The organism is Pantoea sp. Taur (assembly GCF_009830025.1).
Classification (GTDB): Bacteria; Pseudomonadota; Gammaproteobacteria; order Enterobacterales; family Enterobacteriaceae; genus Pantoea; species Pantoea communis.
The window spans coordinates 1-12,648 of sequence record NZ_SZZZ01000021.1 but is presented as its reverse complement, the minus strand read 5'-3'; the positions used below and the strand labels follow the sequence as shown (position 1 = coordinate 12,648).

The 12,648-nt window shown below is 52.6% G+C and carries 13 protein-coding genes; 9 read left to right on the top strand and 4 right to left on the bottom strand.

Annotated elements, in window-relative coordinates; genetic code table 11:
* Positions 1-241: 241 nt before the first annotated feature.
* From FD744_RS21235 to oppF, 7 genes are all read left to right on the top strand, one after another.
* Entirely contained in the window at positions 242-889 is a 648-nt protein-coding gene (locus FD744_RS21235; protein ID WP_058959822.1) for a YchE family NAAT transporter, read from the top strand.
* A 575-nt stretch (positions 890-1,464) separates the two neighbouring features.
* A complete protein-coding gene (locus tag FD744_RS21230) occupies positions 1,465-3,099 on the top strand; it encodes an ABC transporter substrate-binding protein (RefSeq protein ID WP_160869285.1) in 1,635 nt (544 codons plus the stop codon).
* 159 nt (positions 3,100-3,258) lie between these two features.
* Complete coding sequence (gene oppA, locus FD744_RS21225; protein ID WP_034828830.1) at positions 3,259-4,896, top strand: oligopeptide ABC transporter substrate-binding protein OppA; 1,638 nt, start codon at positions 3,259-3,261, stop codon at positions 4,894-4,896.
* A gap of 81 nt (positions 4,897-4,977) precedes the next feature.
* A complete protein-coding gene (gene oppB / locus FD744_RS21220) occupies positions 4,978-5,898 on the top strand; it encodes an oligopeptide ABC transporter permease OppB (RefSeq protein ID WP_034828832.1) in 921 nt (306 codons plus the stop codon).
* A 15-nt stretch (positions 5,899-5,913) separates the two neighbouring features.
* Entirely contained in the window at positions 5,914-6,822 is a 909-nt protein-coding gene (gene oppC / locus FD744_RS21215; protein WP_034828835.1) for an oligopeptide ABC transporter permease OppC, read from the top strand.
* Between the two features lie 11 nt (positions 6,823-6,833).
* Complete coding sequence (locus FD744_RS21210) at positions 6,834-7,853, top strand: ABC transporter ATP-binding protein (protein WP_097116989.1); 1,020 nt, start codon at positions 6,834-6,836, stop codon at positions 7,851-7,853.
* Positions 7,850-8,854 carry a murein tripeptide/oligopeptide ABC transporter ATP binding protein OppF gene (gene oppF, locus FD744_RS21205; protein ID WP_034828839.1) on the top strand — a complete coding sequence of 335 codons (1,005 nt, stop codon included), beginning with the start codon at positions 7,850-7,852 and terminating at the stop codon, positions 8,852-8,854. Before FD744_RS21210 ends, oppF begins: the two co-directional genes overlap by 4 nt.
* A 53-nt stretch (positions 8,855-8,907) precedes the next feature.
* Here the strand turns inward: oppF and FD744_RS21200 are convergent, their stop codons facing one another.
* Positions 8,908-9,237: an HI1450 family dsDNA-mimic protein gene (locus FD744_RS21200; RefSeq protein ID WP_196250121.1), complete on the bottom strand. Its 330-nt coding sequence runs from the start codon at positions 9,235-9,237 to the stop codon at positions 8,908-8,910.
* A gap of 37 nt (positions 9,238-9,274) precedes the next feature.
* On the bottom strand, positions 9,275-10,735 hold the full coding sequence (cls, locus tag FD744_RS21195) for a cardiolipin synthase (RefSeq protein ID WP_034828843.1): 1,461 nt from the start codon (positions 10,733-10,735) through the stop codon (positions 9,275-9,277).
* 163 nt (positions 10,736-10,898) lie between these two features.
* Between cls and FD744_RS21190 the strand changes: the two genes are divergently transcribed.
* Entirely contained in the window at positions 10,899-11,072 is a 174-nt protein-coding gene (locus FD744_RS21190) for a YciY family protein (protein ID WP_097117257.1), read from the top strand.
* A 16-nt stretch (positions 11,073-11,088) separates the two neighbouring features.
* On the opposite strand, the gene FD744_RS25405 is transcribed toward FD744_RS21190, so the two are convergent.
* Positions 11,089-11,259 (bottom strand): hypothetical protein, encoded by a 171-nt coding sequence (locus tag FD744_RS25405; protein ID WP_166936081.1) that lies wholly within the window; start codon positions 11,257-11,259, stop codon positions 11,089-11,091.
* A 3-nt stretch (positions 11,260-11,262) separates the two neighbouring features.
* Positions 11,263-11,559 (bottom strand): YciI family protein, encoded by a 297-nt coding sequence (locus FD744_RS21185; protein WP_034828845.1) that lies wholly within the window; start codon positions 11,557-11,559, stop codon positions 11,263-11,265.
* Between the two features lie 205 nt (positions 11,560-11,764).
* On the opposite strand from FD744_RS21185, the gene tonB reads away from it, so the two are divergent.
* Positions 11,765-12,484: a TonB system transport protein TonB gene (tonB, locus tag FD744_RS21180; protein WP_202403655.1), complete on the top strand. Its 720-nt coding sequence runs from the start codon at positions 11,765-11,767 to the stop codon at positions 12,482-12,484.
* Positions 12,485-12,648 lie beyond the last annotated feature (164 nt).

Here is a 12,648-nt window from a genome sequence, read left to right as displayed (position 1 = left end):
TGGATCAATCTGGCGCCAAGCTGACACCTTTCAGCATCGACTTTAGCAACTAAAGTAACTCATTAAGCGGTTTTAGTTGATGGAGATGACGTGAGGTGGGCGACGAGCCATTGTTCGCAGAGGAATAAACTGGAAGTAAGGGGAAATAGCAGCATATATTTCCGCTTAACCTACTGGTTTTCCCTCCGGCTTATGCACTACATTAAGCGCGATTTGAAACACTACCTTCGTGGAGCTCACCGTGAACCCCGTGCTACTTGATTTTTCCGGCTACGTTAAGTTTTTTGTCGGCTTATTTGCCCTGGTCAATCCCGTGGGGATCATCCCCGTGTTTATCAGCATGACCAGCTATCAGGCGGTCGCTGAGCGGAATAAAACCAACTTTACGGCAAATCTTGCTGTGGCGATCATACTCTGGACCTCATTGTTCCTGGGGGATGCCATTCTCCATTTGTTTGGTATCTCAATTGATTCATTCCGTATCGCCGGGGGGATTCTGGTGGTAACCATCGCGATGTCGATGATCAGCGGCAAGTTGGGCGAGGATAAGCAAAACAAGCAGGAAAAGTCAGAGACCGCGATTCGTGAAAGTATTGGTGTGGTGCCTCTGGCCTTGCCCTTGATGGCCGGCCCGGGTGCGATCAGTTCGACTATCGTCTGGAGCACGCGTTACCACAGCTGGATAAACCTGCTCGGTTTCACTATTGCCATTGCGATTTTCGCGCTCTGCTGTTGGTTATTGTTTAGAGCTGCCCCTTTAATGGTGCGCGTTTTAGGACAAACAGGCATTAACGTGATTACCCGAATCATGGGATTGCTTCTAATGGCACTGGGGATTGAGTTTGTTGTCACCGGGATGAAGGCGATATTTCCGGGTTTGCTGAATTAATTTGTCGGTGTTTTCAGTTAAAAAATAACTTTTGTGATCCATATTGGTGCAATGGGCCAGTATTTTGCACCAATAGGGTGAGTTTATTCGCCTGGCTTAATATGATCTGACTATCATCACTTTTGCTACTACTTTTCCTTCCCGCGCCAGTTCATCAACAAATATATGTGATAATTATCACAGTATATTTCACTGCCATATTCATTTTAATCAGTAACTATTCGGAAGTTTTATCATCTCAAATAACGTTTCATATTGTTAGCTGAGAGTTTGGCAGCGTTAACAGTAAAATAGCGGATTACAGGGCTTTATTGGCGATAAAATCAGCGGAATATTGACTTATTGCTTATAAAACATATGGTTGAATAATATTTCAGGATGAAAATTAACACTTCTCCTGTCGCGGTCTACATGATAAAAGAGAATTAGCTAACATTTTTGCTGTTTAGCTTTGGCGTGCGGGCATCGGTTCTGATAATTTTCGGCTCATCACAAATTTTTTCCCTGTTCGCGACAAATGTGTACGCTTCTTGCTTACTCGCTATCAGGTTTTTATTTAAGGTTGATATTTGTTGATGAAGAGCATGGTAGCGAAAAAAGTTGCGCGCACGTCTCTGGTACTTTGTCTGGCAGGTTTTATCTCTCATAGTCAGGCGGCTGACATCCCGGCAGGGACGCAGTTATCTGCAACACAGCGCATTGTCATCAATAACGGTAGTGAAGTGTCCTCGCTCGATCCGCAAAAAACGGAAGGGGTTCCCGAATCTAATGTCATCCGCAATTTGTTAGAGGGGCTGGTCGAGACCGATAACAATGGTCAGATTGTGCCTGGCGTTGCAAAGCAGTGGAGCAACCAGCAGGGGCGTATCTGGACCTTCACCCTGCGTGAAGATGCGCGCTGGAGCAACGGTGAACCCGTCACCGCGCAAGATTTCGTTTACAGCTGGCAGCGTCTGGCCGATCCGAAAACAGCTTCACCCTATGCCAGTTATCTGCAAGCTGCCCATATCGCCAACATCGACGCCATATTGGCGGGCAAAGCCTCGCCGGATTCACTGGGCGTGAAAGCAATTGATGCGCATCACCTCGAAGTGACACTCACTGAGCCTGTTCCCTATTTTGTCGACATGCTGGCCCATACCGCGATGAAGCCGGTGTATCGCTCGGCGATTGAAAAATTCGGCGAGCAGTGGACCCAACCGCAGAACTATGTGGGAAATGGTGCCTACACACTGGCTGACTGGGTGGTGAATGAAAAGATTGTCCTGAAGCGTAACCCGCAATATTGGGATAACGCGCACAGTGTGATTGATGAGGGCGTTTTTCTGCCGCTCTCTTCCGAAAACAGTGACATCAACCGCTATCGCAGTGGTGGTACGGATATGACCAACAGCGTGGTGCCACCGGATTTATTCAAGAAGTTGCAGCAGGATTTAGGTAACCAGGTCAAAGTCAGCCCTGTGCTCTGCACTTTCTACTATGAAATGAATAACAAGAAAGCACCGTTTGATGATGCAAGAGTTCGTACAGCGCTGAAGCTGACGCTCGATCGTGACATCATCGCCGACAAGATCATGGGGCAAGGTCAGATCCCCGCCTATGCGCTGACGCCGCCATTTACGCATGGCATCTCGCCTGAAGCCCCTGCCTGGTCGAAGCAAACTCAGGCCGAACGTAACGCCAGTGCCAAACAACTGCTGGCCGATGCCGGTTTTAATGATCAGCATCCGCTGCGTTTCACGTTGTTGTATAACACCTCTGAGCAGAATAAACGACAGGCTATCGCCGCCGCCTCGATGTGGCAAAAGAACCTCGGTGCCGAGGTGACGCTACAAAATCAGGAGTGGAAAACGCTGCTGGAGACGCGTCATCAGGCACAATACGATGTGGTGCGCGCTACCTGGTGCTCGGACTATAACGAGCCCTCAACTTTCCTCAATATGCTGCTGAGTGGTTCCTCGATCAACACCGCGTTCTATCACAGCGATGCTTTCGATAAATTGATGGCGCAAACCCTGACGGTTGCCGATAACACTCAGCGTGCCGCATTGTATCAGCAGGCGGAAGCGCAACTGGATAAGGACTCGCCTATCGTGCCGGTTTACTATCGCGTCAGCGTGCGCCTGGTGAAGCCCTGGGTAGGCGGTTTTACCGGTAAAGATCCGCAGGATATGCTGGCATTGAAATACTATTACATAAAGAAACATTGAGTAATGTGTTGAACCGGCGCTACAGTCGGACGGCACATTAACGTGGTAAACCCTGAAGGGTGGTAGTGGTCTCTGTTCAGACAGGCAGAGATCTCCCGGAAACGGGGTACGCCGGGCGGTTAACTGACCCGGTGACGATAATAAAACTGGAGCTAAGTAATGAACAACATCACGAAAAAAAGCCTGATTGCCGCAGGCGTTCTTGCAGCAATCGGCGCACTGGCAGGGAATGCCGCTTTGGCCGCAGTGCCAGCAGGCGTTGAATTGGCAGCAAAACAGGAGCTGGTACGTGGTAATGGCGATGAAGTGCAATCGCTTGACCCGCATAAAATTGAAGGCGTGCCGGAAGACAACATCGCACGCGATCTGTACGAAGGTCTGATCATCAGCGACAGCGATGGCAAACCGATTCCGGGCGTGGCAGAAAGCTGGGAAAACAAAGATTTTAAAGTCTGGACTTTCCATCTGCGCAAAAATGCCAAATGGTCCAATGGCGAGCCAGTCACGGCACAAGATTTCGTCTATAGCTGGGAGCGTTTAGTTGATCCTAAAACCGCTTCTCCTTACGCCAGCTATCCGCAATACGGCCACATCCTGAATGTCGATGACATCATCGCCGGTAAAAAACCGATCACCGATCTGGGTGTGAAAGCCATTGATGACCATACGCTGGAAGTGACCCTCAGCGAGCCGGTTCCTTATTTCTACAAGCTGCTGATCAACTCCGTGATGTCACCGGTGTATAAGCCAGCTATCGATAAGTTTGGCGATCAGTGGACGCAGCCACAAAACTGGGTGGGCAACGGTGCTTTTAAACTGGAATCACACGTCATCAACGAACGTGTCACCATCGTACGTAACCCGGAATATTGGGATAACGCGCACACCGTACTGAACAAAGTGACCTTCCTGCCGATCAACTCAGAAGTCAGTGACGTGAACCGTTACTTCTCTGAGAACGGCAGTGACATCACTTATAACAACATGCCGATCGAGCTGTTCAAAAAACTGCAGCGCGACAATGGCAAAGAGTTGATGGTGAAACCGTATCTCTGCACCTACTACTATGAAATCAACAACCAGAAAGCGCCATTCACCGATCCGCGCGTGCGTACTGCGCTGAAACTGGGTCTGGATCGCGACATCATGGTGAATAAGGTGCTGGCGCAGGGTCAGTTACCGGCGTACAGCTTTACCCCGCCAGCCACCGACGGCATGGAATTGCTACCGCCAGACTGGTTCAAATGGGATCAGAACAAGCGTAACGAAGAAGCGAAAAAACTGCTGGCTGAGGCAGGTTACACGGCTGATAAGCCACTGACTTTCAACCTGCTGTACAACACCTCAGATCTGCATAAGAAACTGGCTATCGCCGCTTCTTCGATCTGGAAAAAGAACATTGGCGTGAACATCAAGCTGGAGAACCAGGAGTGGAAAACCTTCCTGGATACCCGTCATCAGGGTAACTTTGATGTTTCTCGTGCGGCCTGGTGTGCAGACTATAACGAGCCAACCTCGTTCCTGAACATCATGCTGTCAGACAGCAGCAGTAACACCTCGCACTATAAGAGCGCAGACTTCGATAAAGTGATCCACGATGCGGTGAAAGCGGTAGACGATAAAGCCCGTGTCGCGGATTACCAGAAAGCTGAGCAGATTCTGGATAAAGACAGCACCATTGTCCCGGTTTACTACTACGTCAACGCGCGTCTGGTTAAGCCGTACGTGGGTGGTTACACCGGTAACGATCCGCTGGATAAAACCCTCGATAAAAACCTGTATATCATTAAACATTAATAGCACTCAGGCTATCGACAGTGGCGGCGCTGTAGCGCCGCCTTTTTGACTTTGTGAAGCAACAGCCTGGTAGGTACGGCAATGTTAAAATTCATCCTGCGTCGGCTTCTGGAAGCGATCCCGACGCTCTTCATCCTGATCACCATCTCCTTCTTTATGATGCGACTGGCACCCGGCAGTCCGTTTACCGGCGAGCGCACGCTCTCGCCTGAAGTGATGGCGAACATCGAAGCCAAATATCACCTGAACGATCCGATCGGCAAACAGTACGTCAGCTACTTAGTGCAGCTGGCGCACGGCGATTTTGGTCCATCGTTCAAGTACAAAGATTACTCCGTGAACTATCTGGTCGGCCACGCCTTCCCGGTTTCGGCCAAACTCGGCCTCGCAGCCTTCTTCCTTGCGGTGATCCTCGGCGTGACGGCAGGGGTTATTGCCGCGCTCAAACAGAACAGTTTGTGGGATTACGCGGTGATGGGGGTCGCCATGACGGGCGTCGTGATACCCAGCTTTGTCGTCGCACCGCTGCTGGTGCTGATCTTTGCGATTACCTTGCGCTGGCTGCCGGGCGGTGGCTGGAACGGTGGGCAGTGGAATTACATGCTGCTGCCGATGGTGGCGCTGTCTCTGGCCTATATCGCCAGCATCGCGCGTATTACGCGTGGTTCGATGATTGAAGTGATGCACTCCAACTTTATTCGCACCGCGCGCGCCAAAGGGTTGCCGCTGCGCCGTATCGTACTGCGCCATGCATTGAAACCTGCCATGTTACCCGTGCTCTCGTATATGGGGCCGGCATTCGTCGGCATCATCACCGGTTCAATGGTGATCGAATCGATTTACGGTCTGCCGGGTATTGGCCAGCTGTTTGTTAACGGTGCCCTGAACCGTGACTATTCTTTGGTGATGAGTCTGACCATTTTGGTCGGCGTGCTGACCATTCTGTTCAATGCGATCGTGGATGTGCTGTATGCCGTCATCGATCCGAAAATCCGTTACTGATGGTGGAGTTCGCCCATGATGTTAAGTAAGAAAAACAGCGAAGCTCTGGATGCCTTCAGTGAAAAACTGGAAGTCGAAGGGCGCAGCCTGTGGCAGGATGCGCGTCGCCGCTTCATCCATAACCGCGCTGCGCTGATCAGTTTGCTGGTGCTGTTAGCGATTACCCTGTTCGTGATATTAGCGCCGGTGTTGTCGCAGTTTAAATATGATGATACCGACTGGGCCATGATGTCAGCCGCTCCGGATACGGTATCAGGCCACTGGTTTGGTACCGACTCATCGGGACGTGACTTGCTGGTGCGCGTGGCGATTGGCGGTCGTATCTCGTTGATGGTCGGCATTGCCTCCGCGTTGATCGCGGTGCTGGTGGGCACGCTGTATGGTTCACTGGCGGGCTATCTCGGCGGTAAAATCGACTCCGTGATGATGCGTATCCTGGAAATCCTCAACTCCTTCCCGTTCATGTTCTTCGTGATCCTGCTGGTGACCTTCTTCGGTCGTAACATCCTGCTGATCTTTGTGGCGATCGGCATGGTGTCGTGGCTGGATATGGCGCGTATCGTGCGTGGCCAGACGCTGGGCCTGAAGCGCAAAGAGTTTATTGAAGCGGCTCAGGTGGGTGGGGTGTCAACCTTCAACATCGTGCTGCGTCACATCGTGCCAAACGTGCTGGGTGTGGTGGTGGTATATGCCTCATTGCTGGTGCCCAGCATGATTCTGTTTGAATCCTTCCTCAGTTTCCTCGGGTTGGGTACGCAAGAGCCACTGAGCAGTTGGGGCGCACTCCTGAGTGACGGCGCCAACTCCATGGAAGTCTCGCCCTGGTTGTTGATGTTCCCGGCGGGTTTCCTCGTGGTCACGCTGTTCTGTTTCAACTTTATCGGCGATGGCCTGCGTGATGCCCTCGACCCGAAAGATCGTTAAGGAGTTTCCCGATGACCATACATGAATTTCAGCCAGCAATGGCTGCACGTGCGGGAAACAGTAACCTGCTGCTGGACGTTAAAGACCTGCGCGTCACCTTTGGCACCCACGATGGTGATGTCACCGCAGTCAACGATCTTAACTTTTCACTTCGTGCCGGCGAAACCCTGGGTATCGTCGGCGAATCGGGATCGGGCAAGTCGCAAACCGCTTTCGCCCTGATGGGCCTGCTGGCAAAAAACGGTCGCATTGGCGGTTCGGCAAAATTCAACGGTGAAGAGATCCTTAACCTGCCGGAGAACAAACTGAACAAGCTGCGCGCAGAGCAGATTGCGATGATTTTCCAGGACCCGATGACCTCGCTCAATCCGTACATGCGCGTCGGCGAGCAGCTGATGGAAGTGCTGAAGCTGCACAAAGGCATGAGCAGCGCGCAGGCGTTTGAAGAATCCGTGCGTATGCTGGATGCGGTGAAAATGCCGGAAGCGCGCAAGCGCATGAAGATGTTCCCGCATGAATTCTCTGGCGGCATGCGTCAGCGTGTGATGATCGCCATGGCGCTGCTGTGTCGTCCTAAATTGCTGATTGCTGATGAACCGACCACGGCACTGGATGTGACGGTGCAGGCGCAGATCATGACGCTGCTGAACGAGCTGAAACGCGAGTTCAATACCGCGATCATCATGATCACCCACGATCTCGGCGTGGTTGCGGGTATCTGTGACAAAGTGCTGGTGATGTACGCCGGGCGTACCATGGAGTATGGCCGTGCACGCGATGTGTTTTATCAGCCTGCGCATCCTTACTCCATTGGCCTGCTGAGTGCGGTGCCGCGTCTGGATGCGGAAGAGGGTGAGTCACTCACCACCATTCCTGGCAACCCGCCTAACCTGTTGCGCTTGCCACAGGGCTGTCCGTTCCAGCCACGTTGCGCCTTTGCGATGGACGTTTGTGCCAAGTCACCACCGCTGGAGCCTTTCGCGGAAGGGCGTCTGCGTGCCTGCTTCAAACCGGTGGAGGAATTAGCATGAGCACCGTCATCGAAGAGAAGAAAGTCTTACTGGAAATCGCCGATCTTAAGGTGCATTTCGATATTAAAGACGGCAAACAGTGGTTCTGGCAGCCGCCAAAAACACTGAAAGCAGTGGATGGCGTCAGCCTGCGCTTGTATGAGGGGGAAACCCTCGGCGTAGTGGGCGAATCGGGCTGTGGTAAATCAACCCTGGCACGCGCCATCATCGGCCTGGTGAAAGCCACCGACGGTCGTGTGGCCTGGCTGGGACGTGATTTATTGGGGCAGAGTCAGGATGAGTGGCGCCAGGCGCGCAGCGATATCCAGATGATTTTCCAGGATCCGCTGGCCTCGCTGAACCCGCGCATGACCATTGGCGACATCATTGCCGAGCCGCTGCGCACCTATTACCCGAAGATGCCGAAGCAGGAAGTGAAGGATAAGGTAAAAAACATGATGATGAAGGTTGGGCTGTTGCCTAACCTCATCAACCGCTATCCACACGAATTTTCCGGTGGTCAGTGTCAGCGTATCGGCATTGCGCGAGCGCTTATCCTCGAACCCAAGCTGATTATTTGCGATGAACCGGTTTCGGCGCTGGATGTGTCGATTCAGGCGCAGGTAGTGAATTTGCTGCAGCAGCTGCAACGTGAAATGGGATTATCGCTCATTTTCATTGCGCATGACCTTGCGGTGGTGAAGCACATCTCTGATCGTGTACTGGTGATGTATCTCGGTCATGCGGTTGAGTTGGGCACTTATGACTCGGTGTACAACAATCCACAGCATCCTTACACCCGTGCACTGATGTCTGCGGTACCCATTCCGGATCCGGATCTGGAAAAAAACAAACAGATCCAGCTGCTGGAGGGTGAACTGCCTTCACCAATTAATCCGCCTTCGGGCTGCGTATTCCGCACTCGCTGTCCGATTGCCGGACCTGAGTGTGCGAAAACGCGTCCGTTGCTGGAGGGCAGTTTCCGCCACGCAGTATCCTGTCTGAAGGTCGACCCCTTATAAGGTCGAAAAGAAAACGCCGGGCAATTGCCCGGCGTTGTTTTATGCGTCAGCGATTATTCACGCCAGAGAATGTGGCACAGCTTATGGTCTTTCTCGCGGCACAGCAGCACGCGGGCAAACACATCGGTAATCGGCTCGCCGTCCGCTTCACCCAAACCAATCACCACTTCCGCAAAGAAGTCCGGGTTGAGATCGAAATCGACGTGCTCCTGCCAGTCTTCCGACGGGTCAAACAACTCCGCACCGCCGCGCTCTTCAAACTGCAGATTGAACAGAATGATGTCTGCCGGATCGAGGTTATCACCGGCCAGTTCTAGAAAAATGTCGTAGGCCTGTTCCAGCGTTTCATCTTCGGTAAGGCGATTATTTAAATCCATGGTCATTCCTGCTTACTCTGAGGCGGTAATCTTGTCGCTCGTTTTACAGTAAAGGGCTAAAGAAGTAAAACAGTCGTTCAACGATGCGTTGCCACCACGCACGTTTAGCCCAGCGCGCACCATCCAGTAAGCGTGAGCGGGCGATATAGTCATCCTGCACCGTGGCCAAATCGCTGCCAAATCCATCATCATCCACCACCAGCGTGATTTCAAAATTAAGCCACAAGCTGCGCATATCAAGGTTTACGGTACCGACCAGACTCAGCTGTCCATCGACCAGCACGCTTTTGGTATGCAGCAAACCGTCTTCAAATTGATAAATTTTTACGCCTGCTTCCAGCAACTCGGTAAAGAACGCGCGGCTGGCCCAGCCCACCAACAGCGAATCATTGTGGCGTGGCACCACAATGCTGACTTCAACACCGCGTTGCGCAGCGGTGCAGATGGCGTGCAGCAGGTCGTCACTGGGGACGAAATAGGGCGTCGTCATGATCAGCTGTTCGCGTGCGGAATAGACCGCCGTCAACAACGCCTGATGAATCATATCTTCCGGGAAGCCCGGCCCCGAAGCGATCACCTGGATGATATGACCGCTTTCCTGCTCAAAAGGCATGATGTTGGCATCCGGCGCGGGCGGCAGAATGCGTTTGCCGGTTTCAATCTCCCAGTCACAGGCGTAAACGATGCCCATCGTGGTCGCGACCGGCCCTTCCATACGCGCCATCAAATCGATCCATTGGCCCACGCCTGCATCCTGCTTGAAGTAGCGAGGATCGACCAGGTTCATGCTGCCGGTGTAGGCAATATAGTTATCGATGAGCACCACTTTACGATGCTGTCGCAAATCCATACGGCGCAGGAACACACGCAGCAGGCTCACTTGTAACGCCTCAACCACGTCGATACCGGCATTGCGCATCATATTCGCCCATGGGCTGCGGAAAAATGCCACGCTGCCCGCAGAGTCCAGCATCAGGCGGCAATGTACACCCCGGCGTGAAGCCGCCATCAGTGACTCCGCAACCTCATCCGCCAGGCCGCCCGGATGCCAGATGTAAAACACCATCTCGATGTTGTGACGAGCCAGTTGGATATCACGAATCAACGCGTGCATCACATCATCAGAGTTAGTGAGCAGCTGTAGCTGATTACCTTTGACACCCGCAATGCCCTGACGATGGTGACAGAGTTCAAATAATGAACGTGCCACGTCACTGTGTTCGGTGGCAAAGATATGGCGGCACTGTTTGAGGTCGTTAAGCCACTTGGCGGTGGAGGGCCACATGGTGCGTGCGCGCTCAGCCCGGCGTTTGCCCAGATGAAGTTCACCAAACGACAGATACGCGATAATACCCACCAGCGGCAGAATATAGATGATCAGCAACCAGGCCATGGCGGACGTCACTGCGCGGCGTTTCATCAGGATACGCAGCGTGACACCCGCAATCAGCAACCAGTAGCCGAACAGCAGCAACCAACTGATTAGGGTATAAAATGTAGTCATTAAGTGGACATCCTGTTCGCGCTTTGATGAGGAAAGTTTACGTGCTGAATAGCACTAGTGAAACCTTTAATCGTGAATGACAGTTCAATGAAGCTTTCGATTTGGCATTTTCAATCAGATCTTTATAATGCCTGGCGAGTTTAGCCTGTCTGATGAGGATGTGATGAGACGAAGCAGAAATGAAGTGGCCCGCTGGAGAATGTTACGTCAGGTACACCGCCGTCGTGCACGTTGGCTGGAAGGGCAGTCACGTCGCTATAAACGTATCCATGCCATTCGTCATCAGGTGGCGCAGCAGCATCGCCGATCTATCCTGTTCATCACGCAGAATATGTAAATGGCTTACGCGGCCGTTAAGCGCCGCGTAACACCAGAGAGACATTGACGATCTGTAATGCGGCCGCCAGCACGACTAACATCACAATGTGCTGCCGGGCCTGGCGCCAGCCTTGCTGACGCCAAATCCAGAGTGCTCTGCCAATCAGCGTTAACACCGCTACCAGCAGTAAAACAGACTGCCACATCGATTAAAATACGCGCTTGAACGGTTTGACCGCCACTTTCTCATACACGCCAGCGGCAATGTACGGGTCGTCATTAGCCCAGGATTGTGCGGTTTCCAGCGAGGAAAACTCGGCAATGATCACTGAACCGGTAAAGCCTGCCGGACCCGGATCGTTGCTATCGACAGCAGGCATTGGGCCAGCGGCGATCAGCCGACCTTCATCCTGCAGTAACTGCAAGCGCGCGAGATGCGCCGGGCGTACGGAGTTGCGTTTTTCCAGTGAATCTGCGGTATCTTCCGCATAAATGACGTAAAGCACGATGGGGTACTCCCGTTAGACTTGCCGAAATTGCGAGACACGTTAAGTGATCGTTAATCAGAGTGCAAATGAAAGATAAATCCACCGTCATATAGCGCAATCTCCGCTAAAAAACGCCTTTCTGCGAGTGGCTTACACATCGCTTATTGAAACTGATTGCTATTTGCATTTAAAATCTGCGCTTCACTCAATGAATATGACTGATATGACGACGTTGACTACGCCTCTTCCTACACGTACCCCCGTAGCTATGATCTTGTCCGTGGTACTCCACGGCTCTCTGATTGCGGGCATTCTCTATGCATCGTTTCATCAGACCATTGAGGTTCCGAAAGCATCCCAGCCAATCAGCGTGACCATGGTGGCACCTGAAGTGCAGCCAGAACCGGCCCCCGCGGTGGTGACGCCGCCGCCAGAGCCCGAACCTGAGCCGGAAGTTGCACCCGAGCCGCCTAAAGTCGAGCCGGTGCCGATTCCGAAACCTGAACCAAAGCCCAAGCCAAAACCTAAGCCGAAGGTAGAGAAAAAGGTCGAGCCGAAGCCACGTAAGGAAGTGAAGCCGCAGGAGAATCCGGTCAAGCAGGATATCCCGACCACTCAGACGCGTCCGACCACGGCACCGAAGAGTAACCCAGCGCCAACGCAAACCGTCTCTGACGGGCCTAAGGCGATGAACGTGAGCAAACCTGCCTATCCGGCGCGTGCGTTTGCGTTACGCGTGGAAGGCCGTGTACGCGTGCAGTTTGATGTGGATAGCGACGGTCGTGTCGATAATGTGGAGATTCTTTCTGCCGAACCGCGCAACATGTTCGAGCGTGAAGTGAAGCAGGCCATGAAGAAGTGGCGTTATCAGCCGGGTCGCCCTGGCAAAGGCTTGACCATGAACATTGTTTTCCGCATTAACGGCGGCGCTAACATTGAGTAAGCCTGAGTTGAAGGCAAAGAAAAAGCGGTCATTGACCTAATGCTTGTCAGTTAAGATCTTAATGGAGGCCGCAGCGGATAACGTTGCGGCTTCTTTTTTACCGCCCTTGGGTAATGCCGCACTCTTCTTTCCGGCAGCACCAGCCCTGGCGCCATCGCCATTAT